The organism is Cupriavidus sp. H19C3, from assembly GCF_049393815.1.
In the GTDB taxonomy this organism is placed as follows: Bacteria; Pseudomonadota; Gammaproteobacteria; order Burkholderiales; family Burkholderiaceae; genus Cupriavidus.
In genome coordinates this window covers 887,180-910,992 of the sequence record NZ_CP184986.1, presented here as the reverse complement: position 1 = coordinate 910,992, position 23,813 = coordinate 887,180, and the positions used below count along the sequence as shown (strand labels likewise).

The window sequence follows — 23,813 nt, the reverse complement described above, 5'->3', positions numbered from 1 at the left end:
TCGCAATGCGTCAGACCTTGGGGAACGGATTGGGCTCGATCAGGCTGGGCGACTCCCACACGATGTCGAACTGCCCGTCGGCGCGCGCGCGGCCCACGCGCACCTTCTTCCAGACATGGTGATTGGTGGCATGCACACGCACCTCGCCTTCGGGTGCGTCGATGGTTACGCCGCCGGCGGCGGCCAGCACCTTGTCCGGCTCGAAGGACCTGGCCTTCTCCACCGCCAGTTTCCACAGGTAGACGCTGTTGTAAGCGACTTCCATCGGGTCACCGATCACGCGCTCCTGCCCGTACCTGGCCTTGAAGGCCTTGACGAAGCGCTCGTTGGCGGGGTTCTTGAGACTCTGGAAGTAACCCATGCAGGCGTAGTAGCCGACCGCGTTGTCCTTGCCGATGCCTTCGATCTCGTTCTCCGAGACCACGGTCGAGAGCAGCGTGATCTTGCTGCCGTCAAGGCCTGCGGCGCGCAACTGCTTGTAGAACGCCACGTTGGAGCCGCCCACCACGGTGCTGTAGATGCAGTCTGGCCTGGCGGCCTTGATCTTGTTGATGATCGACGAGAACTCGGTGTGGCCGAGCGGCGCATATTCCTCGCCGGCGACCTTGCCGCCCTGACGCGCGATGGCGGCCTTGGCGATCTTGTTACAGGTGCGCGGATAGATGTAGTCAGAGCCCACCAGGAAGATGGACTTGCCCTTCTCGCGCGCCATCCAGTCGATGGCGGCGATGACCGATTGCGTGGCTTCCTGCGAGGGGTAGATGACGTGCTTGTCCTGCTCCTGGCCTTCGTAGTAGGTCGGGTAGAACAGCAGGCCGTTGGCGCGCGCCAGCGCGGGCAGTACCGCCTTGCGCGAGGCCGACGTATAGCAGCCGATGATTGCCGCGCACTTGTCGCGCTCCAGCAGCTTGCGCGCCTTCTCGGCAAAGATCGGGTTCTCGCTGGCACCGTCTTCCACCACTACCTCGATCTTGCGGCCCATCACGCCGCCGGCGCCGTTGATCTGATCGACCGCGAGCTTCTCTGCATCGACCAGCGATGCCTCCGCGATGGCGATCGTGCCGGACAGCGAATGCAGCAGGCCCAGCTTCACCACCTCCTGCGCACGCGCCATGCGCGGCAGGACCAGTCCTCCCGAGGCGGCACTGAGTGCCACCAGCGAACCTGCTGTCTTGACAAAACGGCGACGATCGAAGCGGCTCATTTCACTCTCCTAAGGCCAGGAATAGGTGTTGTCGGTCTTCTTGCCGCGTGGGCTGGCCTTGTTTCAGGCAAGGCTCCGCCCTGGTTGCCGCGGCATCCATCTGCAAAACATGCTGCAAGGTGAGAAAACAAAAAAAGCCCGAGCCGGTAGCAACCGGTGAACTGCACCCCAAGAGTTGGACACTGATCCAACCCTTGGGGTGTTTTTCATGGCGAAGCACGACGAGCAATTGAAGCTCAGAGTAGTAAAGCGATATCTGGCCGGAGGTATAGGCTTTAGGGAGCTAGCGCGGGAGTATGGGGTGGGCCGTACGCTGGCCCGCGAGTGGGTTGCGCTGCATGAGCTTCACGGTCGACGCGGGTTACGACGCAAGGGGCACAGCAAGTACAGCGCGGAATTCAAGCTGGCGGTGCTTGAAGGCATCCAGCGGGACAACCTGTCGCAATCTGAGGCGCGAGCGATCTGGGGGATTCGTGATCCGGGTGCCATCAGCCGTTGGGAGCGCCAGTATCATGAGGGTGGTCTGCCTGCACTATTGCCTCGTCCCAAGGGACGTCCCCGGAAGATGCCGAACTCATCACCACCCGAACCCATTGCGCCGGAATCCGAACAGGACCAGCGTACCCGTGAGCAGTTGCTCAAGGAGAACGAATACCTGCGCGCGGAGGTGGCGTACCTAAAAAAACTCGATGCCTTGATTCGAGCGGAGCAGCGTCAGGCGCCGCGCGCAAAGCGCAAGTAGTACTCGAATTGAGGCAGCATCATCCATTGGCCGTTCTGCTGGCGGTGGCAGGACTGGCGCGCAGCACCTTCTACTATCAGCAGAAGGCCCTGCTGGCAGGAGACCGTTACGCTGAACTCAAGCAGCGCATTCGAGCGATCTATGAGCGCCATCGAGGCCGATATGGCTATCGGCGCATTACTGCGGCAATTCGGCAGGACGGCGAGGTAGTCAATCACAAGTTGGTCCGGCGCCTGATGCTGCAGTTGGGCCTGAAGTCGCTGGTACGACCGAAGAAATACCGCTCTTACCGGGGAGGGCTCGGACTGGCAGCTCCGAACCTGCTCAACCGACAGTTCGCCGCACAACGGCCTAACGAGAAATGGGTAACGGACGTAACCGAGTTCAACGTGAAGGGGCAGAAGTTGTACCTGTCGCCGGTCATGGATCTGTACAACGGCGAGATCGTCGCGTGGCAGAGTTCCACACGGCCCACGTTCGATCTGGTCAGCGGCATGCTGAAGAAAGCGATCTCACGCCTCAAGCGTAGTGAGCGGCCATTGTTGCATTCGGATCAGGGCTGGCAATATCGGATGCCCGCCTATCGACGGCTCCTGGGCAAAAAGGTCCGTCAGAGTATGTCCCGTAAGGGAAATTGCCTCGACAATGCCGCGATGGAAAGCTTCTTCGGAACGCTCAAGTCGGAGTTCTTCTACCTGAACGAGTTCGACAGCGTGAAGCAGTTGCAAAGTGGGATCCGACAATACATCCACTACTACAACAACGAACGTATCCGACTGAAGCTAAAAGGGCTGAGTCCCGTGCAGTACAGGACCCAGCCCTTGCAAGCCTAGTCTTCTTGAACCGTCCAACTTCTGGGGTTCAGTTCACGGTTCGGGCTTTTTTGCCTTGCGCTCCGCTGGCGATATTGGCAGCTAGCGCTTCAAGTTCATTGTCGACTTCGCGTCGACGTGAGATTTATAGCATATGGATTCTTGCGCGGTGTAGGGATTTTCACCGAGGCATGCAATTTCACCGTGGCGGGGCGCACGTGCGCTGATATGGCGCGAACCTGGCGCAAGTTCGCACACGCATGGCACATTGCGGCGCATGACGTGCGTGTTCGGTGCAGCCGCCGGGCCATCTTCCGGTGATTCCGGCACAGCCGCCTCCCGTGCGCAGCGCGATGAAAGGTCTTGCCTCACCGCACCGGCGATGGCGATGGCGATGACGGCGGGACGGACTCACCCGCGCGCAGCCGCTGGTATTCCGCCAGGCGCCGCTGCACATCCGGGTCGAAAAACGCCGGGCCGCCATCGCCGCGATACTTGTCGCGCAGGCCGGCACGTTCCCATGCCTCGAGGTCCTTGCGGACTTCCTCGCGTGTCAGGCCAGCGGGTGCGCTTGCGTCCGCGGCACGCGCTACGGGCGTCATGGCGAGGATGGCGATGGCAGCGGCGAATGCCACGCGGGGCACGGGCGTCAAACGTGTCGAAGGGATCATGGCATCGGTGGGGCGCACGGCATGGCTGCGATCCGCCATGCCGTGCGCCGGTGCGGGGGGCGATGCTCCGATCGTAGTGCACGGAACCGGTTTGCGACAGGACCGCATCGCATGCCATGCGTCACCACCCTGCCTCGCCACCCTCGGGCGCCACCGGCCACCGCAAGTCCGATGGAGGGATTGCCGCGGCCAGGGCGCCGCGTCGCCGCACGGGGTACCATACGAGCCCCGCCAGAGGATCGAACCGAATTGCCCGACGCCGTGACGTCACCTCGCCACATACACCGCATCGTCCCCGCCCTGCAACGCGAGATTGCCGCCTGCGCCCACTGTGCCGACCTGCCGGCCGGGCCCCGGCCGGTGACGCAGTTCAGCGCCACCGCGCGCATCGTGGTGATCGGCCAGGCGCCGGGGGCGCGCGTGCATGCCAGCGGCGTGCCGTTCGACGACGCCAGTGGCGACCGCCTGCGTGACTGGATGGGCGTCAGCAAGGACGAGTTCTACGACGCCGCGCGCATTGCGCTCGTGCCGATGGGGTTTTGCTATCCCGGCAAGGGCAAGAGCGGGGATCTGCCGCCGCGGCGCGAGTGCGCGCCACGCTGGCATGCGCGCGTGATGGCGTGCCTGCCGGATGACCGGCTGACGCTGCTGGTCGGCAGCCATGCCCAGGCCGCGTATCTGCCACGGCAGCCGAAGCTGTCAATGACCGACGCGGTGGCCGGCTTCGAGCGCTTCGGGTCCAACCTGATGCCGTTGCCGCATCCTTCCTGGCGGGTGGTGCTCTGGATGCGCCAGCATCCGTGGTTCGAGGCAAGCGTGCTGCCCGCGCTGCAGGCCGCGGTGCGGGCCCGGCTGTAGGGTCCGGGCTGTAGGGTCCGGGCTGTAGGGTCCGGGCTGTAGAGCCCGGCTGTAGAGCCCAAACGCAGGGCACAAAAACGCGGTCCCCAAAAATACGGGCCGCAAGGCGGGCACGCCTCAGGCCGGCATCAGCGCCCATCCGCCGGCCTGCAATTCCTCTCTCATCAGGCCCGCAATCCATTTGCGGCGCTCCTCGTCCATGCGGCTGCGGATCGCGCCCACGCTGATGGCGGCGTAAGTGCCGGGAGTGACCTGGAACGACATGCCGACCCCGCTCACGCCGGTCGCCACCAGATTGTCCGTGCATGCATAGCCCTGCTGACGAATCTGCCCCGCCTGGCGGCGCAGGTGCGACAGCGCGCTACGTTCCGGCGGCAACTCGCCCGCGTGGCGCGCGTGAAAGCTTTCGAGCTCTGCATCGGAGAGCGTCGCCATCAGCGCCGTACCCGCCGAGCCGACCCCAAGCAGGCGCAGCCCGCCCACCTGCAACACCAGCGCCTTGATGGGAAAAGCGCCCTGCTCGTAATGGACGCAATGCGCATAGTCCCCGTTGCGCACCACGAGGTAGACGGTATCCTCGGTACGGCGCGCGATGCGGATCATGGTGGGACGGCAGCGCTCCATGATCGGCACGCGGCTCATGGTGGCCAATCCCAGTTGCATGGCTTCCAGCCCGAGCCGGTACAGCTTGCCGTCGTCACGCGCAACCATGCCGCCCTGCACCAGCGAGGTCAGCAGCCGGTACGCGGTGGCGCGGTCCAGCCCGGTCGCGGCCACCAGCGAAGCCAGCGAAATGCCGCGCTCATGATTGAGGCCGACCAGCTTGAGGAGGTCGATCGCGCGGAACACCGCCTGGGCGCCGCGCATGCGTTCGTTAGGGTTTTCACTATTCACAATGTGAACTCCTGCGGAAGGACGAGAGCGTCTACTAGACAACATATCGGCTGAAATCGCCATGAAACGGCGCCTCATCCGCAATACGCGTGTATTCGATATTCACATCGTGAACGAATTCGCATGCGACGTTTTACCATGCGGGCGTCTGCTGTGGATACTGTGCATGCAGTCATAACGATACGAGAGAGACCAGGAGACACGATGAGACGCGCACAGTTCATTGCCGCAGCCTGCCTTGCGCTGCTGGCACCGGGGATCGCAGTGGCCCAGCCAGACGCCTATCCGTCACGGCCGGTGAAGCTGCTGGTGGGATATCCGCCCGGCGGCGCCTCCGACACCATCAGCCGCATCGTGGGCCAGGAGATGTCCAGGCTCACCGGCCAGTCGTTCGTCATCGAAAACCGTCCCGGCGTGGGCGGCATGCTGGCCATGGGCATGGTGGCCAAGGCACCCGCCGATGGCTATACCCTGGGCCTGGCGGTGAGCGGCACGCTGACCATGGGCCCTCATCTGCAGAATGCAAAGCTCTACGATCCGCTCAACGACTTTGCGCCGATCGGCATGGTGGCCAAGGCACCCATGGTGCTGCTGGCGGGACCGGCCAGCGGCTATGAGAGTGTCGACGCCGTGGTGCGCGACGCCAGGCAGAAGCCCGGTCAGCTGATGTTCGCGTCGGGCGCGCAGGCGTTCGAGCTGGCGCTGCAGCTGTTCAAGTCCAAGGCGGACGTCGACATCACGACGGTGTCGTATCAGGGCGGCGCACCAGCCTCGATCGACGTCATGTCCGGCCGCGCGCAGCTGATGGTGGACACCATTGGCGCGCAGCAGGAGAACATCAAGGCGGGCAAGCTCAAGGCGCTGGCAGTGCTCGACAGCACGCGCTCGCCGCTCGCGCCCAATGTGCCGACCATGATCGAAGCGGGCGTCAAGGGCTATGAGGCGCTCGGCTGGACCGCGCTGGTCGCGCCCAAGGGCACGCCCCCCGCGGTGGTCCAGAAGCTCAACACGATGCTCCAGGAGGTGCTGAAGATGCCGCAGGTCAAGCAGAAGCTGGACGCGCTTGCCTTTGAGCCGTGGCCGGGCACGCCGCAGTTCATGCAGAAGACCGTCGCCGCCGAATACGCCAAATGGGGCGAGGTGGTCCGCACCTCGGGCATGAAAGCCAAGTAACTCCTTTTTCCTTCCTCCTCCCCGTCTGTCAACCGGTCCGGCAGCCACCGAGGTGGCCTGCCGCGGCCCTCCCTTTGTCCGGAACATGCTGATGAACCACGCCGACAACAAGACCCAAGACCACCACGACCGCAGCTTTCCGAGCACCGACGGGCCCGCTCTCGCCGCCGCGCATGGCGACTGGATACGCGAGCTCGACGCGGCGCTGCCCAGCGCCAATGTGCCGACGCTGCTGATGGTGCTGGTGCATCTGACCGGCGACCGGCGCTGGCTGTCCGAGCGCTACCAGTGCACCCATATCCGCGGCATCGACGATCACGACACCGGTGGCTTGCCCGACGACGTGCAGCAGGAAGTCCGCGCCGCGGCACGCGACGCGCTGCTTGCGTGGAAGGCGGGCCGCCCCGCCGCCCTGCCCGCCCCCGAGATCGACGAGCTGGTGGATATGATGCGGCGTAGCGTCGGCGAAGAGGTGCCGGCATCGTACGGGCCGATGGTCGGCGCGTGGCTGGGTCTCGACCGCGAGTTCCGCATCGACCAGCGCGACGCCTATCGCGTGCCCGACAACTTCCACGTGATCGTGATCGGCGCGGGCGTGGCCGGCCTCTGCGCATCGATCCGCCTGCGCGGCGCGGGCATTCCCCCACACCGTGATCGAGAAGAACGGCGAGGTCGGCGGCACCTGGTACGAGAATCGCTATCCGGGCGCCGGGGTCGATACGCCCAATCATATCTATTCTTACTCGTTCGCCAAGGCCGACTGGACGCGCTACTTTGCCCTGCGCGAGGAAATCCAGGCGTACTTCGTCGACGTTGCCAACCGCTTTGGCGTGCGTCCGCACGTGCGCTTTCATACCAAGGTGGAATCGGCGGTCTACAACGAGAGCGCGATGGACTGGACCGTGCGCGTGACCGATGGCGAAGGCAATGCCGACGTGCTGCGGGCCAACGTGGTGATCAGCGCGGTCGGCCTGCTCAACGTGCCGAAGATGCCGGACATCCCGGGTCTCGACGGCTTCCAGGGACCCTGCTTCCATAGCGCACGGTGGCCCGAAGGGCTCGACGTGACTGGCAAGCGCGTGGCCGTGATCGGCAATGGTGCCAGCGCGATGCAGATCGTGCCGGCGATCGCGCCGAAGGTGGCGCAGGTGACCGTATTCCAGCGTTCCCGGCAATGGGCCGCGCCGTTCGAGCGCTTCCAGAAACCGGTGCCCGCGGCCGCGCGCTTCCTGCTGAAGGAGGTGCCCTACTACCAGCCGTGGTATCGCCAGCGGCTGGCCTGGATCTTCAATGATCGCATCCATGCCTCGCTGCAGATCGACCCGGCCTGGCCACATCCGGAACGCTCGATCAATCGCCGCAATGACAAGCATCGCGAGTACTTTGTCGACTACGTCAAGCAGGAACTCGGCGCACGCCAGGAGCTGTTGCCGCACGTCTTGCCCGACTACCCCCCGTTCGGCAAGCGCATGCTGATGGATAACGGCTGGTTCCGCACCGCCACGCGCGACAACGTGCGCATCGTCAACGACGGCATCGCGCGCGTCGACGGCCATGCCGTGGTCACCGCGAATGGCGAGCGGCACGAGGCCGACATCCTGGTGGTCTGCACCGGCTTCGACGCGGTCAATCTGCTGTCGTCGTTCCGGCTGCAGGGGCGCGGCGGCCGCAACGTGCGCGAGCACTGGGACGCGCAGGGCGCGCAGGCCTACCTCGGCGTCGCGACCCCGGGCTTCCCGAACTTCTTCATGCTGGCGGGCCCCAATACGGCGCTGGGCCATGGCGGCAGCGTGGTGGCCCTGCTCGAGACGCAGGTGCAATACGTGATGTCGTTGCTGAAGGCGGCGCTGAACAGCCATGAGGGCGGCTTCGAGATCGAGGTACGGCAGGACGTGCACGACGCCTACAACGAGCGCGTGCAGGAGGCGCATGCACGCATGATCTGGACGCACAAGGGCATGTCCAACTGGTATCGCAACGCCAAGGGTCGCGTGGTGGCGCCCACGCCGTTCCGCAACGACGACTACTGGCATATGACGCGCAATTCGGGGCTGGCCGACTACGTGGTGCGCGCCGCCCGCCAGGCCGAAGGCGCGCGCCAGCCGATGGAAGGCACCGCATGATGGCCACCGACCCGACCCGCCCGGGCCCGCACCTGCTGAGCGGACTGCGCATTCTCGACCTCGGCACGATGGTGGCGGGACCCGTCGCGGCCACGCTGTTCGGTGACTTTGGCGCCGAAGTCATCAAGGTGGAAGTGCCGCGTCGCGGCGATACCGTGCGCGACCTCGGCCCCTTCGTCGATGGCCGCTGCCTGTACTGGAGCGTGGAGAACCGCAACAAGAAGTCGATCACGCTCGACCTGCGCAAGCCCGAAGGCCGCGACCTGTTGCTGCGGCTGGTGGAGGAGGCCGATGCCGTGGTCGAGAACTTCCGCCCCGGCACGCTGGAAAAATGGGGGCTCGGCTGGGACGCGCTCAAGGCGCGCAATCCGCGCCTGATCATGCTGCGGATCTCTGGCTTTGGCCAGACCGGCCCCTATCGCGAGCGCGCGGGATATGACCGCATTGCGCTCGCGTTTGGCGGGCTGATGGGTATCACGGGATTTCCGGACCGGCCGCCGGTACGCATCGGCACCTCGATTGCCGATTACCAGTCGGCCATTCTGGGTGCCTTTGCGCTGATGATGGCGATCTATCACCGCGACCTGCATGGTGGCGAAGGCCAGCAGATCGACCTCGCGATGTACGAGTCGATCATCCGCTTCACCGAGGTCCTGGTACCCGCGTACGACCGGCTTGGCACCGTGCGCGAGCGTCGCGGCAACAAGCATTTCGCGGCGGCACCCGGCGAGCATTTCCGCACCGCCGACGGGCGCTACATGATCCTGACGGTGTCCGCGGATGCCGGCTTCCAGCGCCTGGCACAGGCCATGGGCCGTACGGAATGGCTCGAGGATGCGCGCTTTGCCACCCACGAGCAGCGCTGGCAGCATGTGGACGAACTCAATGCGGCGCTGGCCGCGTGGATCGAGGGCCAGCCGGTGGAGACGCTGTGCGCCAGACTCGACGAGGCCAGGCTGGCCTACTCGTTCATCTACAGCATCGAGGACATCATGAACGACCCGCACTACCAGGCGCGCGGGACCATCGCCTCGGTGCCCGACCCGCATATCGGTCCGGTGAAGATGGCCGGCGTGGTGCCGAAGTTTCCGGATCGCGAGGAGAAGCCGATCGAGCCGGCCCCGGACCTGGGCCAGCACAACACCGACATCTACGGCGGGCTGCTGGGCCTGACGCCGCAACAGCTGGAGGCCCTGACCGAAGCAGGGGTGATATGAGGCGCGCGGTGGTGTTGGGCGGCGGGGGCGTGGCCGGCATCGCGTGGGCCACCGGCGTGGCGGCGGGCATGGCCCGCCTTGGCCTCGATATCGCGCGCGCGGATGCGTTTGTGGGCACCTCCGCGGGCTCCGTGGTGGGCGCGCAGCTGGCCGCGGGTATCGGCGTGGAGGCGTTGCTGACGCAGCAACTGACGCCGGCCATGTCGCGCGAGCAGGCGCGTCCGTATTCCCAGGCGGAGGCAGACGCCCGCAACCGGCAATTGATGGACAAGGTCAATGGCGACCTGACGGCGGCGCGCCGCCGTATCGGTGCGTATGCGCTGCGCAGCGAGACCGTGCCGCTCCACGTGCGCCGCGAGATCGTCGCGGCCCGGCTGCCGCAATCCAGCTGGCCGCAACCACCGTTGCACGTGGTGGCGGTCGACACCGCCACCGGCGAGCACGTCGTGTTCGACCGCCACAGCGGCGTCGCGCTCGTCGATGCCATCGCCGCCAGTTGCGCGGTGCCGGGGGCCTGGCCCGCGGTGCCGATCGACGGACGCACCTACATGGACGGTGGCATCCGTTCGCTGACCAATGCGGACCTGGCGCCGGACGCCGATTGCGCGGTCGTGATCGCCCCGCTCGGCTATGCGGACGGCAATCCCGTAAGCGGGCATCTGCGCGCGGAAGTCGCCGCCTTGCGCGCCCGCCAGATGCGGGTGGCGGTAATCGTGCCCGATGCCGCCGCGCTCGACGCCATGACCGACAACGTACTCGATCCCGCGCGCTGTGTACCGAGCGCGCGGGCCGGCCTCGCCCAGGGGCTGGCCATGGTGCCGGAGATCGCGCCGCTCTGGTTCGCCTGAGCGCCGGTCGCTGGCGCCGCCGGTACGCATAACGACATCAAGGAGGAGACACGCCATGCAATCGACCCGACGACGCATCGTCGCCGCAGGTATCGCCCTGCCCCTGCTAGCGCTGACGCGCCTTGCCCGCGCCGAGGCGTGGCCGACGCAGCCGGTCAGGGTGATGGTGCCCTTTCCGCCCGGCGGCTCGACCGACATCCTCGGCCGAATGGTCGCCGAGCATCTGCAGAAGACGCTCGGCAAGCCGGTCATGGTGGAGAACCTGCCGGGCGCCACCGGTACGATCGGCGTGGCCGCCGTGGCGCGTGCCGCGCCGGACGGCCATACGTTGCTGATGGGTTCCGTCGGCACCATGGTGACCAACCATTTCGCCTACGAGAAGCTGCCGTTCAAGATCGATTCGATCGCGCCGGTGATCACGCTGGCGGAGATGCCGAACGTGCTGATGGTGCGGCCGACGCTGGACGTGGACTCTCCGGCCGCGCTGATCTCACGGATGAAGGCGAAGGACGCCAGGTTCCAGTACGGCAGCTCGGGCGTGGCATCGAGCGCGCATATCAGTTGCGAACTATTCAAGCAACGCGCCGGCGTGCCCGCCATGCACGTGCCGTACAAGGGCGGCTCGCAGATGCTCACCGACCTGATCGCGGGCAATATCGATTTCACGATCGACCAGATCTCGTCCGCGCTCAAGCTGATCCAGGCCGGCCGCATCAAGGCGCTCGCGGTCACGTCGGCGCGCCGCTCGCCGCTGCTGCCCGATGTACCCACGCTGGCCGAGACCATGCCCGGCTTCGTGATGTCGCCGTGGTTCTGCGTGGGCGCGCCGGCCGGTACGCCCGCACCGATCGTCGACAAGCTGAACGCCATGCTCAACGGCATGCTGGCCGACCAGGCCACGGTCGCGAAGATGGCCTCCTACGGCATCGTCCCCGTGGGCGGGACGCCAGCCGACCTGGCGGCGCTGGTGCGCAAGGAGGCGTCGCAGATGCAGGAACTCTCCACCCGTGTCCAACTCCGAGCCGCCTGACGCCATGACGACATCCCAATACACGCCGCAGCGCATCGCCGACCGCATGGCCATCCAGGACGTGATGTATCGCTGGTGCCGCGCGGTGGACCGCCTCGACCGGCAAGGCATGCTCGAGGTGTTCTGGCCCGGCGCGATCGATAGCCATGGTCCGTATATCGGCCCCGTGGAAGGGCTGGTGGAATGGATCCTGGTGCGGCATCGGCCCATCGCCACGTCGAGCCATTTCGTCGGCAACCAGCTGATCGAGTTTGCCAGCGATGAGGTGGCGCTGGTGGAAACCTATGTGCGCACGATCCAGCAATATCCGCCGGAGGCCAAACAGCAGCTCGCGCAATTGACAGGTGGGGCCGCCGGCGATCCACACGCCGCGATGGATATGTTCACGTCGTCACGCTACCTCGATCGCATGGAGCGGCGCGCTGGCGAATGGCGAATTGCGCATCGCGACCTGATCCAGGACTGGAAACAGATCGTGGACGTCAAGTACCCGGCGCTGGTGCCCGCACCGGGCTGGATCATCGGCCGCCGCGATGGCGAGGATCAGGTGCAGACGGAACGGCGCAGGCTCGGCCTGGCGTAATCCCTTTGCCAAGCCCATCGGGCCTTGCGGGGTTCGTGGGCTTGGCACTTACCTTAATGGCACGTGCGCGCGGGTTGCGCACGTGCCGTCGATCCGTTCGATCTCATCCCTCACAGACGCCGGTTCCCACACTGCGTCTCCGGCCTCGTCTCCGCAGCCATGGTCGCGCGCGCGTGGCCATGCCAGCGTTCGCGGCGCGTTTGTGCCCCTGCGTTTGTGCCACCCGTTTGTACCCCTCTTTCGTCGGCCTCTATCGCGCGTGCGATTTGACGTGGCGCTGCACGTACCTTCGCACGTGCCGTTGCACCGCGTGATGCTCTCGCCGCGACGCCATCGTCCTTACATGGCAATACGCGTCTTCTCCGATTTTTCTTTCGAATCATTCTTCAAAAAAAGAAAGACAGCGCCGTTATGTAGGTGACTACTTCAGAGCCCGTGCGCCACTGCTCAGGCTCGCGTCGCGCGGCGCGTGCGCGTTGCCGTGTTTCCCGAATTGTTGAGAGACCCATGTTGAAGAATGCCCTTCCTTTGCGGCAGGCCCTCGCTCACCCTGCGCTTGGCCTGCTCGGCGCCACCGCGACGATTGCCGTGTCCGGCGGTACGCTCGCCGGTGTGCTGTGTGCGGCCGGGCTACTCGCCGCCGGCGGACTGGCCGGCTGGACGGCGCATCGCACGCGCCGCGCGCACGAGCAGGCCCTCGACGAATACCTCGCGGCACAGGGCATCTTCTCCGCCGAACTCGCACCCGTATGGTCGGCGCATATCGAGTCTTCGCGCGCGCAAATGGAAGATGCGATCGGCGCCCTGAGCGGACGCTTTGCCAGTATCGTCACGCGCCTCACGCAGACGCTCCATCACTCCGACGGACAGTCGGGCGGCAGCGGGCATGGCGATGCCACCGCCGTCTATGCCGCCAGCCAGCAGCAGCTCCAGACGGTGATCGATTCGCTGCGCGACGCCATGGAAGGCAAGGCGCGCATGCTGGCCAAGATTCAGGACCTGCAGGGCTTTATCGGCGAACTGCAGGATATGGCCGACGGCGTCTCGCGCATCGCGCACCAGACCAACCTGCTGGCCATCAACGCCACCATCGAGGCCGCGCATGCCGGCGAGCTCGGCAAAGGCTTCAGCCAGGTAGCGCAGGAGGTGCGCGCGTTGTCGAAGATGTCCGGCGAGACCGGCCGCCAGATCGCGGAGAAGATCGGGCTGATCCACGCCGCCATCGAGGAGACCCGCCGCGCCGCCGATGCCTCGCGCGCGCAGGAAGGTCACGTCATGACCGATTCCGAACATCGCATCCACGATGTGCTGACGCGCTTCGACGGACTGGCGCAAGCGCTGGCGCAGTCGGCGGATTACCTGCGCGAGGAAAGCCGCGGCATCCAGCAGGAGGTCAACGAGGCCATCGTGCAGCTTCAGTTCCAGGACCGCGTGAGCCAGATCCTTGCGCACGTGCGCGACAACATCGGGCGTCTGCCCGCGGTGGTGCAGGCGCATGTGGCCGAGGATGCCGCCAGCCTGACGCCGCTGCGCGCCGATGGCTTGCTGAAGGAGCTCGAGTCCACCTACGCGATGGCGAGCGAGCGCACGATCCACCGCCACGCGGGCGCGGCGGCACCTGCCGCCACTAACGCCAAGGCGCCGGCAGCGGCTGCCGCGCAGACCGACGACATTACTTTCTTCTGAAGGACTCCACACCATGGCAAAGACCATTCTGATCGTCGATGACTCTTCCTCCGTACGCCAGGTCGTTGGCATCGCGCTGAAAGGCGCCGGCTATACCGTGATCGAAGGTACCGACGGGCGCGATGCGCTGACCAAGCTTACCGGCCAGAAAGTGCACCTGATCATCAGCGACGTGAACATGCCCAATATGGACGGGATCGCCTTCCTCAAGGCGGTCAAGGCGTTGCCGGCCTATCGCTTCACGCCGGTGATCATGCTGACCACCGAGAGCCAGGAGGCCAAGAAGCGCGAAGGCCAGCTGGCCGGCGCCAAGGCGTGGGTGGTCAAGCCGTTCCAGCCGCCCACGCTGCTGGCGGCGGTCGAGAAGCTGGTGCTGCCATGAGCGAGGCCCGGCGGCTCGCCATCGCGGGCGAATTCACCATCTATCGCGCGGCCGAGCTGCGCGACGCATTGCTGGCCGTCATGGCGCCGGGCGCGTCGGACGTCACCATCGACCTGCATGAGGTCAGCGATATCGACAGCGCGGGCGTGCAACTGCTGATGGCGGCCCGCTGCACCGCGCTGGCCAGCGGCACGGCGCTGACGCTGGCCGAGGCCAGCGAGCCCGTGCGCAATGTGCTGCAACTGTTCGACCTGGCGGCGTTCTTCGGTGACGCGCTGCCTCCTGCCGGAGCCCTGGCATGAACATGGATCAGGCCCTGCAGGCCTTTATCGTGGAGAGCCGCGAGCTGCTCGAGGACATGGAGTCCGCGCTGCTACGCGTGCTGCGCGAGGACGACCCCGCCGATTCGATCAACGAGATTTTCCGTGCCGCCCACACCATCAAGGGCTCGGCCGGCTTGTTCGGACTCGACTTCATCGTCAACTTTGCGCATATCGCCGAGAGCGTGCTCGACAAGGTGCGTGCCGGCGACCTCGCCGTCAACGAAGCCGTGGTGTCCCTGCTGCTGGCCTGCGGCGACCATATCGCACGACTGGTCGATGTGGCCGCGGCCGGGCAGACCCAGATCGATCAGGAACTCGACGACGCGGCCGGCCCCCTGGTGGCGCGTCTCCATGCATACCTGGAGCAATCGCCGGCACCGGACGCGGTGACCGCCGACGCCGCGCCGGCGCACCAGACCGATGCCGCTGCGGGCATGCAGGACTGGCGGATTGCCTTGCGCTTTGGCCGCGACGTGCTGCGCAACGGCATGGATCCACTGTCCTTCCTGCGCTACCTCGGCAAGCTCGGCACCATCACGCGCATCGTGACGCGGTCCGATGCGCTGCCCCCGCTCGAAGAAATGGATGCCGAGTCCTGCTATCTCGGCTGCCAGATCGATTTCCGCAGCGATGCCGGTCTGGCCGCGATCGAGGGCGCCTTCGAATTCGTGCGTGACGATTGCGAGATCGGCATCGAGCCGATGATCGATCACGGGGCCACCACCATGCCCGGCCCCGGCACGCCAGCCCTGCCCGCACCGGAAGCGCCGGCAGAAGTGCGCAAGGCCGGCAAGGAAGGCAAGCCTGCCGAAGGGCAATCGGTGCGCGTCGACGCGGACAAGCTCGACCGTCTCGTCGATCTGGTGGGCGAGCTGATTACGGCGTCGGCCACGGCCATGCAGGCCGGCCGTGGGCTGCACAACACCGCGCTGCAGGAAGCGCATTCCACGCTCTACGGCCTGGTGCAGGAGGTCCGCGACAGCGCGCTGCAGTTGCGCATGGTCAAGATCGGCGGCACCTTCAACCGCTTCCAGCGTGTGGTGCACGACGTGTCGCGCGAGATCGGCAAGGACATTGCGCTGGTGATCAGCGGCGAGGAGACCGAACTCGACAAGACCGTGATCGAGAAGATCGGCGATCCGTTGACGCATCTGGTGCGCAACAGCATGGATCACGGTATCGAGCCAGCCGACGTGCGCATCGCCCGCGGCAAGCCCGCGCATGGCCGGGTGCGGCTCAATGCGTACCACGACTCGGGCAGCATCGTGATCGAGGTGGGCGACGACGGTGGCGGCCTCTCGCGCGACCGGATCCTCGCCAAGGCCATCGAGCGCGGACTGGTCGAGCCCGGCAAGGTGCTGTCCGATGCGGAGATCTATGCGCTGATCTTCGAACCTGGCTTCTCCACGGCCGAGCAGATCACCAACCTGTCGGGCCGCGGCGTCGGCATGGATGTGGTCAAGCGCAATATCACGGCGCTGCGCGGCACGGTCTCGATCGACAGCCAGCCCGAGGTCGGCACCACGGTGGCAATCCGGCTGCCGCTGACGCTGGCCATCATCAACGGCTTCCAGGTCTCCGTGGGCCGCTCCGTGTTCGTCCTGCCGCTGGAGGCGGTGGAGGAATGCGTGGAGTTCCGCGAGGACAGCGGCCACGACTTCATGGAACTGCGCGGCCAGGTGCTGCCGTTTATCCGCCTGCGCACGATGTTCGAGGTTCCCGAGGCGGCAACGGCGCGCCAGAGCGTGGTGGTGGTACGGCATGCCGGGCAGTGTTTCGGCATCATCGTCGACCGCCTGCTCGGCGAAGCGCAGACCGTCATCAAGCCGCTGGCGCGGATGTTCGCGCATCTGCAGGGCATCAGCGGCTCGAGCATTCTCGGCAGCGGAGAAGTCGCGCTCATCCTCGACGTCTCCGCGCTGGCCAGCCGCGCAATTGCCGGCCACCGCGCCGACCTGTCGGGGCCGGAAAACGCCACGCTCGCCCTGCCCGCCTGACTCTCACCCAACCGTTTACATCGTCTGAAAAGGAAAGACCATGTTTCGCAACATGAAGCTCGCGACCAAGCTGTTCGGGTCGTTCGTCATCGTGCTGACCCTGATGGTGGGGATCGGCATCTATGCCATCGCGCAGATGGCAACCGTCAACCACTCCACGGTGGACCTCGCCACCAACTGGATGCCCAGCGTCAAGCATATTCTCACCACGCGCTCCAACCTGCACCGCGTGCGCGTGCTGGAGCTGCGCTCGATCATGTCGCTCGATGCCAACGAGATTCGCGAATCGATTGCCGAGGCCAACGACCGCATCGGCGCGATGCGCAAGACGTGGGAGGAGTACGGCAAGCTGATCTCGTCGCCCGAGGAGAAGCACCTCTACGACACCATGAAGACCGATATGGACGGCTTTTTTGCCGAGCACGAGAAGCTGGTGGCCCTGAGCAGCCAGAACAAGAACGATGAAGCCAAGGTCATTCTCGACGGCGTTGGGCTCAAGCGCTACAACGCCGTGCGCGCCAGCAGCGACAAGCTGTCGGAACTGAACATCGCCGGCGGCGAACAGGCCTCGCGCGAAGCGGGCCGCATCTATGCCGCGGCGCGTAGCTGGGTGGTCGGCATCCTGATCGGCTGCAGCGTGCTGGCGCTCGGCATGGCGTTCGTGATTACGCGTTCGCTGGTGCGCCAGCTCGGCGGCGAACCGGGTTACGTGGCCGATATCGCCAACAGCGTGGCCAACGGCGATCTTACGCTCTCGATCCAGAGCCGTCAGGGCGATACCAGCAGCGTGCTGGCCGCCATGAAGCACATGGTGACGCGTCTCTCGCAGATCGTGACCGAAGTCAACGGCGGCGCGGAAGCCCTCGCCGGCGCGTCCGAGGAAGTCAGCGCCACGGCGCAGTCGCTGAGCCAGGCGTCGAGCGAGCAGGCATCGGGCGTGGAGGAAACCAGCGCCTCGGTCGAGCAGATGACGGCCTCGATTTCGCAGAACACCGAGAACTCGAAGGTGACCGACAGCATTGCCACCAAGGCCGCCACGGAAGCGTCGGAAGGCGGCGATGCGGTCAAGGCCACGGTCAGCGCGATGAAGCAGATCGCACAGAAGATCGGCATCATCGACGATATCGCCTACCAGACCAACCTGCTGGCGCTCAACGCGGCGATCGAGGCGGCCCGTGCCGGCGAACATGGCAAGGGCTTTGCGGTGGTGGCGGCCGAAGTGCGCAAGCTGGCCGAGCGCAGCCAGGTGGCGGCGCAGGAGATCGGCGACGTGGCCGGCTCCAGCGTGGAACTGGCCGAGCGTGCCGGCAAGCTGCTCGACGAGATGGTGCCGAATATCCGCAAGACCTCCGATCTGGTGCAGGAGATCACGGCGGCATCGGAGGAGCAGTCGTCGGGTGTCAGCCAGATCAACGCGGCCATGACGCAGCTGAGCCAGACCACGCAGCAGAACGCCTCGAACTCGGAGGAGCTGGCTGCCACCGCCGAGGAAATGAGCAGCCAGGCAGAGCAACTGCGCAACACCATGAGCTTCTTCCGCCTGGCCGGTGCCAGCACGCATGCCAACGCACCGGCGCGCAAGCCGGCGCGTGCCGCGGTGCGCAAGCCCGCGCCCAAGCTCGACCTGGCGCTCGCCGATGGCGAACTGGTCGACGAATCGCAGTTCGCGCGCTATTGACTGGAACGGGAGACAGCGATGGACAGTGTGGTTTCTGGCGCCACCGCGGGTACTCACGCGGACGCCGCCCAATACCTGACATTCCAGCTCGGCGGCGAGATGTTTGCCATCGGCATTCTCGCCATCAAGGAGATCATCGAGTACGGCACGCCGACCGTGGTGCCGATGATGCCGGCCACCGTGCGCGGCGTGATCAACCTGCGCGGCGCGGTGGTGCCGGTGATGGACCTGCAGGCCCGCTTTGGCCAGCGGCCGAGTCCGGTGGGCAAGCGCACCTGCATCGTCATCGTCGAGGTGCCCAACGGCGACGAGTGCCAGGTGGTGGGGGTGGTGGTCGATGCGGTGAACGAGGTCGTGGATATCGGTGCTGCCGATATCGAGCCGACGCCCTCGTTTGGCGCGCGCATCCGGTCCGACTTCATCGACGGCATGGGCAAGGTCAAGGGACGCTTTGTGATCCTGCTGAACCTCGAGCGCGTGCTGTCGCTCGAGGACATGGCATCGTTCGTGCAGATGTCGGCCGAGGCCCCGTCGATGGATGGCGCCACGGCGTGAGCATGCGGGGGCCAACGTGCGTCAATTGACCCTGACCGACCAGGAGTTCGGCAATTTCCAGCGCTTTATCTACGAGGCAGCCGGCATTACGCTGTCCTCGGCCAAGAAGGCGCTGGTCTGCGGCCGCCTGGCCAAGCGCGTGCACGCGCGGCAGCTCGATGGCTATGCGGCCTATTTCGAGCTGCTGCGCAGCCGGCGCGATACGGCCGAGGTGCAGATCGCGGTGGACCTGCTGACCACCAACGAGACGTATTTCTTCCGCGAACCGAAGCACTTCGAGCTGTTGCGCAGGCTCGCGCTCGCGCATCCCGGCGGGCGCCCGTTCCGCATCTGGAGCGCGGCATGCTCCAGCGGCGAGGAGCCGTACAGCATGGCGATGGTGCTCAGCGACTGCATGCAGGACCGTCCGTTCGAGGTACTCGGCACCGATATCAGCACGCGCATGCTGGCGCGGGCCCGCACCGGCCACTATCCGGACCAGCGCGCGCGCCTGATTCCGCCGCCCTATCTGAAACGCTTCTGCCTGCGCGGCCAGGGCGAGCAGGAAGGCACCATGCTGGTCGACCGCATCGTACGCAACAAGGTGCGCTTCGCCCAGGCCAACCTCAATGCCGCCCTGCCCGATGTGGGCCTGTTCGACACGATCTTCCTGCGCAACGTGATGATCTATTTCAATGGCCATACCAAACGCCAGGTGGTGGCGCGCGTGCTCGCGCAGCTGCGGCCAGGCGGCTATTTTTGCATCGGTCATTCGGAGAGCCTCAACGACGTGACCGATGCCGTCGAACAGCTGGCGCCGTCCGTATTCCGCAAGCCGGCATGACGACAATCAAGGTACTCGTGGTCGACGATTCGGCCGTGGTCCGGCAGGTGCTGGTCAACCTGCTCTCGGCGGCACCGGGCGTGGAGGTACTGCATGCGGTGGCCGACCCGCTGCTGGCGATGGAGCGCATGCGTACGCAATGGCCCGACGTGATCGTGCTCGATGTGGAAATGCCGCGCATGGACGGCATCACGTTCCTGCGCAAGATCATGACGGAGCGGCCCACCCCGGTGGTGATCTGCTCGACGCTGACCGAGAAAGGCGCCCGCACGACCATGGAAGCCATGGCCGCCGGTGCGGTGTCGATCGTCACCAAACCCCGCCTGGGCCTCAAGCAGTTCCTGCAGGAGGCCGCGGACGAACTGGTCGGCACGGTCAAGGCGGCAGCGCGCGCCAATGTGCGGCGGCTGGCGCCGCGCCCGGCCGCACCGCCGGCGCCGACGGCCAGGCATACGGCCGACGTCATCCTGCCGCCGGGGGCGCCGCGCGCCATGATCAAGACAACCGAGCGTGTGGTCGCCATCGGTACCTCGACCGGCGGCACGCAGGCGCTCGAAGCCGTGCTGACCGCCTTGCCGCGGGTGTCGCCCGGGCTGGTCATCGTGCAGCATATGCCGGAGAAATTCACCGCGGCCTTTGCCGCGCGGCTCGACTCACTGTGCGCGATCTCGGTCAAGGAGGCACAGACCGGCGACCGCGTGGTGCCCGGCCGTGCGCTGATCGCGCCCGGCGGCCGCCACATGCTGCTACGCCGCAGCGGCGCGCAGTATCACGTCGACGTGGTGGACGGGCCGCTGGTCAACCGCCACCGGCCGTCGGTCGATGTGCTGTTCCGCTCGGTGGCCAAATGCGCGGGAGCCAATGCGCTCGGCATCATCATGACCGGGATGGGCGACGATGGCGCCGCCGGCATGCTCGAAATGCGCACGGCCGGCGCGCGCACCGTGGCCCAGGACGAGCAGAGTTGCGTGGTGTTTGGCATGCCGCGCGAGGCGTTGCGGCGCGGCGGCGTCGAGCGCACGGTGGCGTTGGCCGAGATCTGGCGCGAGATCGGTAGCGCGTAGTTGCGGCAGCGGTGAGGATGGCAACGGCGATACGGCTGCCCCGGCTTCGGTTGTGCCGTACGGACCATACCGCACGGGCACATCCCACGCACAGTCCGCGCACAGGCGGCGCGCCTTGCGCTTGGCCAGCCGTTGCGTAGAATACTGTATAAATATACAGTATCGCGATGGAACTGCTCACCAAACTGGAAATCCTCGCCGACGCGGCCAAGTACGATGCTTCCTGCGCCAGCAGCGGTGCGCCCAAACGGGATTCCCTGGGCGGCACCGGCCTCGGGGCCACCACCGGCGCCGGCATCTGCCATAGCTTCACGCCCGACGGCCGCTGCGTGTCGCTGCTCAAGATCCTGCTGACAAATTTCTGCCAGTACGACTGCCAGTATTGCGTGAACCGCCGCTCGAGCAACGTGCCGCGCGCACGCTTTACGCCTGAGGAAGTCGTCACCCTGACGCTCGACTTCTACCGGCGCAACTACATCGACGGCCTGTTCCTGAGCTCCGGCATCATCCGCAGCGCCGACTACACCATGGAACAGCTGGTCGAGGTCGCCCGTGCCCTGCGCGACACCCATCAGTTCCGCGGCTATCTCCATCTGAAGACCATTCCGGATGCCGATCCGCGCCTGATTGCGGACGCCGGCCGGTATGCCGACCGTCTCAGCGTCAACATCGAGTTGCCGACCGATGGCGGGCTCGCCCGGCTCGCGCCCGAGAAGAACGCCGGCACCATCCGGCGTGCGATGGGCGCGATCCGGCTTGCGCAGGAGGAGGCGGAAGACGATCTGCGCATCGGATCCGGCGGCCGGGTTGGGGCGCGGGTGGGTGGGCCGTCTGTGCACGGCGATTCGCCGTCGCAGCGCGCGCCCGCGGGGCAAAGTACGCAGATGATCGTCGGCGCCGACGATGCCGACGACCGTACGATCCTGGAGACGGCGCAGACCTTATACGGCGCCTACAGGCTCAAGCGTGTCTACTACTCCGCCTTCAGTCCGATTCCCGACAGTCCGGCGGCCGTGCCGGCGACGGCGCCGCCGCTGCTGCGCGAGCATCGGCTGTACCAGGCCGACTTCCTGCTGCGCGGCTATGGTTTCCGGGCCGAGGAACTGTTTGCCGGCGGCGGCGCCCTGCCGCTCGATATCGATCCCAAGCTGGCCTGGGCGCTCGCGCACCGCGAGTCGTTTCCGGTCGATCTCAACCGTGCGCCACCGCGCCTGATCGCGCGCGTACCGGGCATCGGCATGCGCAACGCCAAGCGGCTGACCGCACTGCGGCGTGAGCGTGCCATCCGCTACCAGGACCTCGTGCGCCTGCGCTGTGCCATGGATACCGTCAGGCCGTTCGTGGTGGTGCAGGATTACCGGCCGGCGCTGGCCGAGCCCAGCTCCGAGCAGTTACGGCGCGCGCTGGCACCCGCGCCGCAGCGGCAGCTTTCGTTGTTATGACGCACGCGCACCCGCCCGTGCTGGTGGTGGACGGCGGCTATGGCAGCTGGCGCGCCCAGGCCCTGCGCGCGCTCGGTGCCGGCTGGCGGCCCGAGGCCCTGACCTGGGTCGAACGCGGGCCGGCATCGGCTGCGGGCATGGATGCCAACGCGCAGATGATGCTGGCACTGCCGGCTGGCGCCCCGCAGGCGACCGGTGCCACAGCCGCGGGCGACGGACGGGCCGGCATGGCCGCTACGCCAGGCGATGCGCCTGCGAACCCTCCCTCTACCTTGGGTAACGCGCCAGCGAGCGCATCGTGCGCCCCACCACCCGCCGTGCCGACGTCCCCGCGCGTACGCGTATCGAAGGAACTCTCCACGCTGCTGCAGGATGCCGCGCAATATCGCGCGCCAGAGCGCTGGAGTTTCCTGTATCGCGTGCTGTGGCGCTGGTGCCAGGGCGACCGGGCGGTAGCGTCCGCCGCCGATGAAGACGGCGCGCGCCTGCATGGGATGGCCAAGGCGGTACGGCGCGCCCGCCACGACATGATCGCGTACGTGCGCTTCCACCGGCGTGACGACGGCGACTTGCCGCCGGCGGCGATGCACGCTCCTGCAGCCGCAACTACCGCGGCCGGCTTCCCCGAGTTCCTGGCCTGGTACGAACCCGATCACGACGTGCTGCCCTACGCCGCCGAACATTTCGCGCGTCGCATGGGCCCATCGTCATGGTGGATTGCCACGCCGCACGGCACCGCCCTGTGGGATGGGAAGGAACTGCAGTATTCGTATGCGCCCGTCGATGCCAGCGCATTCCGCGCCGGCACGGGTGCCGACCAGGTGGAGTCGCTGTGGCTGGCCTATTACCGCAACATCTTCAATCCGGCCCGCCTCAACGAAGCTGCCTTGCAACAGCATATGCCGGTGCGTTTCTGGAAGGGCCTGCCGGAGGGCCCGCTGATACCGGCGATGATTGCCAAGGCGCGCAACGGCGCGCGACGGGTCGGACAGGCACAGGCCGTCGGCATGATGCCCGGCAAGGCGGTGGCGATGGATGCGCGCCAGGCACTGCCGGCGCGGCCGGCGCCGTCGTCGCTCGACCAGTGCCGCCGGTGCGACCTGTGGCGCCATGCCACCCAGGCCGTGCCAGGCATGGGCCCCGACAATGCGCGCATCATGCTGATCGGCGAGCAGCCGGGCGACCACGAAGACCTGGCCGGGCGCGCGTTTGTCGGTCCGGCCGGCCAGATCCTGGACGATGCCTTGCGCCGCGCCGGACTGCCCCGCGAGACGGTTTTCCTGACCAACGCGGTCAAGCATTTCAAATGGGTCGCGCGCGGCAAGCGGCGCCTGCACCAGACGCCAGGTCAACAGGAAGTGGAAGCCTGCGCGCACTGGCTCGAAGCGGAACTCGCGCGCGTGCGCCCGGCGGTGATCGTCACGCTCGGCGCCACCGCACTGGGCGCGGTGCTCGGCCACAAGGCCAATATGCACGACTATCTCGACCGGCCGGTGCGGCTGGGCGAGGCGTGGCTGGTGGCGACGTGGCATCCGTCCTATGCGCTGCGTGTGGACGATAGCGAGACACGTGTCGGGGTGATCGGGCAGATCAGCGCCGCGTTGGCGCGGGCACGCGAGTTGAGCGCAAGTTGAGCGCAAGTTGAGCAGGAGTTGAGCGCGGAGTTTGGCACCAGTCGAGCGCGAACTGCGCGCGCCCGACCTTCCGC

Annotated in this window: 22 protein-coding genes; 18 read left to right on the top strand and 4 right to left on the bottom strand. The window is 66.4% G+C overall.

Going from position 1 to position 23,813, the window contains the following annotated elements:
- Positions 1 to 10 precede the first annotated feature (10 nt).
- Positions 11 to 1,204 carry an urea ABC transporter substrate-binding protein gene (urtA, locus tag DFLDMN_RS23565; protein WP_423200290.1) on the bottom strand — a complete coding sequence of 398 codons (1,194 nt, stop codon included), beginning with the start codon at positions 1,202 to 1,204 and terminating at the stop codon, positions 11 to 13.
- Between the two features lie 208 nt (positions 1,205 to 1,412).
- On the opposite strand from urtA, the gene DFLDMN_RS23560 reads away from it, so the two are divergent.
- Positions 1,413 to 2,779 (top strand): IS3 family transposase gene (locus DFLDMN_RS23560; protein WP_423196806.1). Its coding sequence is split into 2 segments (ribosomal slippage): positions 1,413 to 1,890 and positions 1,890 to 2,779, totalling 1,368 coding nucleotides; the frame shifts between segments, so codons are not numbered across the junction.
- A 347-nt stretch (positions 2,780 to 3,126) separates the two neighbouring features.
- Here DFLDMN_RS23560 and DFLDMN_RS23555 read toward each other — a convergent pair.
- The gene (locus DFLDMN_RS23555) at positions 3,127 to 3,468 is read right to left on the bottom strand and encodes a DUF4148 domain-containing protein (RefSeq protein WP_423200289.1); all 342 of its coding nucleotides are present in this window, start codon (positions 3,466 to 3,468) and stop codon (positions 3,127 to 3,129) included.
- Between the two features lie 132 nt (positions 3,469 to 3,600).
- On the opposite strand from DFLDMN_RS23555, the gene DFLDMN_RS23550 reads away from it, so the two are divergent.
- Positions 3,601 to 4,287 (top strand): uracil-DNA glycosylase family protein, encoded by a 687-nt coding sequence (locus DFLDMN_RS23550; RefSeq protein WP_423200288.1) that lies wholly within the window; start codon positions 3,601 to 3,603, stop codon positions 4,285 to 4,287.
- Between the two features lie 117 nt (positions 4,288 to 4,404).
- On the opposite strand, the gene DFLDMN_RS23545 is transcribed toward DFLDMN_RS23550, so the two are convergent.
- Positions 4,405 to 5,181 carry an IclR family transcriptional regulator gene (locus DFLDMN_RS23545; protein ID WP_423200287.1) on the bottom strand — a complete coding sequence of 259 codons (777 nt, stop codon included), beginning with the start codon at positions 5,179 to 5,181 and terminating at the stop codon, positions 4,405 to 4,407.
- Positions 5,182 to 5,385: 204 nt separating this feature from the next.
- Here DFLDMN_RS23545 and DFLDMN_RS23540 point away from each other — a divergent pair, with 204 nt between their 5' ends.
- Entirely contained in the window at positions 5,386 to 6,354 is a 969-nt protein-coding gene (locus DFLDMN_RS23540; protein WP_423200286.1) for a Bug family tripartite tricarboxylate transporter substrate binding protein, read from the top strand.
- 28 nt (positions 6,355 to 6,382) lie between these two features.
- Here the strand turns inward: DFLDMN_RS23540 and DFLDMN_RS23535 are convergent, their stop codons facing one another.
- Positions 6,383 to 7,036 (bottom strand): hypothetical protein, encoded by a 654-nt coding sequence (locus DFLDMN_RS23535; protein ID WP_423200285.1) that lies wholly within the window; start codon positions 7,034 to 7,036, stop codon positions 6,383 to 6,385.
- Here DFLDMN_RS23535 and DFLDMN_RS23530 point away from each other — a divergent pair.
- The 15 genes from DFLDMN_RS23530 to DFLDMN_RS23460 all read left to right on the top strand — a co-directional run bounded on the left by DFLDMN_RS23530 (position 7,005) and on the right by DFLDMN_RS23460 (position 23,739).
- Positions 7,005 to 8,477: a flavin-containing monooxygenase gene (locus tag DFLDMN_RS23530; protein WP_423200284.1), complete on the top strand. Its 1,473-nt coding sequence runs from the start codon at positions 7,005 to 7,007 to the stop codon at positions 8,475 to 8,477. The two genes, DFLDMN_RS23535 and DFLDMN_RS23530, sit on opposite strands and share 32 nt — an antisense overlap.
- Positions 8,474 to 9,694, top strand: coding sequence for a CaiB/BaiF CoA transferase family protein (locus DFLDMN_RS23525; RefSeq protein WP_423200283.1), 1,221 nt, complete (start codon positions 8,474 to 8,476; stop codon positions 9,692 to 9,694). The genes DFLDMN_RS23530 and DFLDMN_RS23525 overlap by 4 nt, the downstream gene beginning before the upstream one ends.
- Entirely contained in the window at positions 9,691 to 10,542 is an 852-nt protein-coding gene (locus DFLDMN_RS23520) for a patatin-like phospholipase family protein (protein WP_423200282.1), read from the top strand. Before DFLDMN_RS23525 ends, DFLDMN_RS23520 begins: the two co-directional genes overlap by 4 nt.
- A 55-nt stretch (positions 10,543 to 10,597) precedes the next feature.
- Positions 10,598 to 11,572 (top strand): Bug family tripartite tricarboxylate transporter substrate binding protein, encoded by a 975-nt coding sequence (locus tag DFLDMN_RS23515; protein ID WP_423200281.1) that lies wholly within the window; start codon positions 10,598 to 10,600, stop codon positions 11,570 to 11,572.
- A 4-nt stretch (positions 11,573 to 11,576) separates the two neighbouring features.
- Positions 11,577 to 12,155: a nuclear transport factor 2 family protein gene (locus tag DFLDMN_RS23510; protein ID WP_423200280.1), complete on the top strand. Its 579-nt coding sequence runs from the start codon at positions 11,577 to 11,579 to the stop codon at positions 12,153 to 12,155.
- Between the two features lie 507 nt (positions 12,156 to 12,662).
- Positions 12,663 to 13,841, top strand: coding sequence for a methyl-accepting chemotaxis protein (locus DFLDMN_RS23505; RefSeq protein ID WP_423200279.1), 1,179 nt, complete (start codon positions 12,663 to 12,665; stop codon positions 13,839 to 13,841).
- A gap of 13 nt (positions 13,842 to 13,854) precedes the next feature.
- Positions 13,855 to 14,223 carry a response regulator gene (locus DFLDMN_RS23500; protein WP_423200278.1) on the top strand — a complete coding sequence of 123 codons (369 nt, stop codon included), beginning with the start codon at positions 13,855 to 13,857 and terminating at the stop codon, positions 14,221 to 14,223.
- Positions 14,220 to 14,525: an STAS domain-containing protein gene (locus tag DFLDMN_RS23495; protein ID WP_423200277.1), complete on the top strand. Its 306-nt coding sequence runs from the start codon at positions 14,220 to 14,222 to the stop codon at positions 14,523 to 14,525. The genes DFLDMN_RS23500 and DFLDMN_RS23495 overlap by 4 nt, the downstream gene beginning before the upstream one ends.
- Positions 14,522 to 16,543, top strand: a complete 2,022-nt coding sequence (locus tag DFLDMN_RS23490) for a chemotaxis protein CheA (protein ID WP_423200276.1) — start codon at positions 14,522 to 14,524, stop codon at positions 16,541 to 16,543. The genes DFLDMN_RS23495 and DFLDMN_RS23490 overlap by 4 nt, the downstream gene beginning before the upstream one ends.
- 40 nt (positions 16,544 to 16,583) lie before the next feature.
- Positions 16,584 to 18,221, top strand: coding sequence for a methyl-accepting chemotaxis protein (locus DFLDMN_RS23485; protein ID WP_423200275.1), 1,638 nt, complete (start codon positions 16,584 to 16,586; stop codon positions 18,219 to 18,221).
- An 18-nt stretch (positions 18,222 to 18,239) separates the two neighbouring features.
- Entirely contained in the window at positions 18,240 to 18,776 is a 537-nt protein-coding gene (locus DFLDMN_RS23480; RefSeq protein WP_423200274.1) for a chemotaxis protein CheW, read from the top strand.
- 16 nt (positions 18,777 to 18,792) lie between these two features.
- Positions 18,793 to 19,599: a CheR family methyltransferase gene (locus DFLDMN_RS23475; protein ID WP_423200273.1), complete on the top strand. Its 807-nt coding sequence runs from the start codon at positions 18,793 to 18,795 to the stop codon at positions 19,597 to 19,599.
- On the top strand, positions 19,596 to 20,663 hold the full coding sequence (locus DFLDMN_RS23470) for a protein-glutamate methylesterase/protein-glutamine glutaminase (RefSeq protein WP_423200272.1): 1,068 nt from the start codon (positions 19,596 to 19,598) through the stop codon (positions 20,661 to 20,663). The genes DFLDMN_RS23475 and DFLDMN_RS23470 overlap by 4 nt, the downstream gene beginning before the upstream one ends.
- Positions 20,664 to 20,830: 167 nt before the next feature.
- On the top strand, positions 20,831 to 22,105 hold the full coding sequence (locus DFLDMN_RS23465) for a putative DNA modification/repair radical SAM protein (protein ID WP_423200271.1): 1,275 nt from the start codon (positions 20,831 to 20,833) through the stop codon (positions 22,103 to 22,105).
- Complete coding sequence (locus tag DFLDMN_RS23460) at positions 22,102 to 23,739, top strand: UdgX family uracil-DNA binding protein (protein ID WP_423200270.1); 1,638 nt, start codon at positions 22,102 to 22,104, stop codon at positions 23,737 to 23,739. Before DFLDMN_RS23465 ends, DFLDMN_RS23460 begins: the two co-directional genes overlap by 4 nt.
- Positions 23,740 to 23,813 lie beyond the last annotated feature (74 nt).

Bases quoted from the DNA above. Each gene is read 5' to 3' on its own strand.
- urtA (WP_423200290.1), bottom strand. From the start codon at position 1,204: ATGAGCCGCTTCGATCGTCGCCGTTTTGTCAAGACAGCAGGTTCGCTG.
- DFLDMN_RS23555 (WP_423200289.1), bottom strand. From the start codon at position 3,468: ATGGCGGATCGCAGCCATGCCGTGCGCCCCACCGATGCCATGATCCCT.
- DFLDMN_RS23550 (WP_423200288.1), top strand. From the start codon at position 3,601: ATGGAGGGATTGCCGCGGCCAGGGCGCCGCGTCGCCGCACGGGGTACC.
- DFLDMN_RS23540 (WP_423200286.1), top strand. From the start codon at position 5,386: ATGAGACGCGCACAGTTCATTGCCGCAGCCTGCCTTGCGCTGCTGGCA.
- DFLDMN_RS23525 (WP_423200283.1), top strand. From the start codon at position 8,474: ATGATGGCCACCGACCCGACCCGCCCGGGCCCGCACCTGCTGAGCGGA.
- DFLDMN_RS23520 (WP_423200282.1), top strand. From the start codon at position 9,691: ATGAGGCGCGCGGTGGTGTTGGGCGGCGGGGGCGTGGCCGGCATCGCG.
- DFLDMN_RS23515 (WP_423200281.1), top strand. From the start codon at position 10,598: ATGCAATCGACCCGACGACGCATCGTCGCCGCAGGTATCGCCCTGCCC.
- DFLDMN_RS23510 (WP_423200280.1), top strand. From the start codon at position 11,577: ATGACGACATCCCAATACACGCCGCAGCGCATCGCCGACCGCATGGCC.
- DFLDMN_RS23505 (WP_423200279.1), top strand. From the start codon at position 12,663: ATGTTGAAGAATGCCCTTCCTTTGCGGCAGGCCCTCGCTCACCCTGCG.
- DFLDMN_RS23500 (WP_423200278.1), top strand. From the start codon at position 13,855: ATGGCAAAGACCATTCTGATCGTCGATGACTCTTCCTCCGTACGCCAG.
- DFLDMN_RS23495 (WP_423200277.1), top strand. From the start codon at position 14,220: ATGAGCGAGGCCCGGCGGCTCGCCATCGCGGGCGAATTCACCATCTAT.
- DFLDMN_RS23490 (WP_423200276.1), top strand. From the start codon at position 14,522: ATGAACATGGATCAGGCCCTGCAGGCCTTTATCGTGGAGAGCCGCGAG.
- DFLDMN_RS23485 (WP_423200275.1), top strand. From the start codon at position 16,584: ATGTTTCGCAACATGAAGCTCGCGACCAAGCTGTTCGGGTCGTTCGTC.
- DFLDMN_RS23480 (WP_423200274.1), top strand. From the start codon at position 18,240: ATGGACAGTGTGGTTTCTGGCGCCACCGCGGGTACTCACGCGGACGCC.
- DFLDMN_RS23470 (WP_423200272.1), top strand. From the start codon at position 19,596: ATGACGACAATCAAGGTACTCGTGGTCGACGATTCGGCCGTGGTCCGG.
- DFLDMN_RS23465 (WP_423200271.1), top strand. From the start codon at position 20,831: ATGGAACTGCTCACCAAACTGGAAATCCTCGCCGACGCGGCCAAGTAC.
- DFLDMN_RS23460 (WP_423200270.1), top strand. From the start codon at position 22,102: ATGACGCACGCGCACCCGCCCGTGCTGGTGGTGGACGGCGGCTATGGC.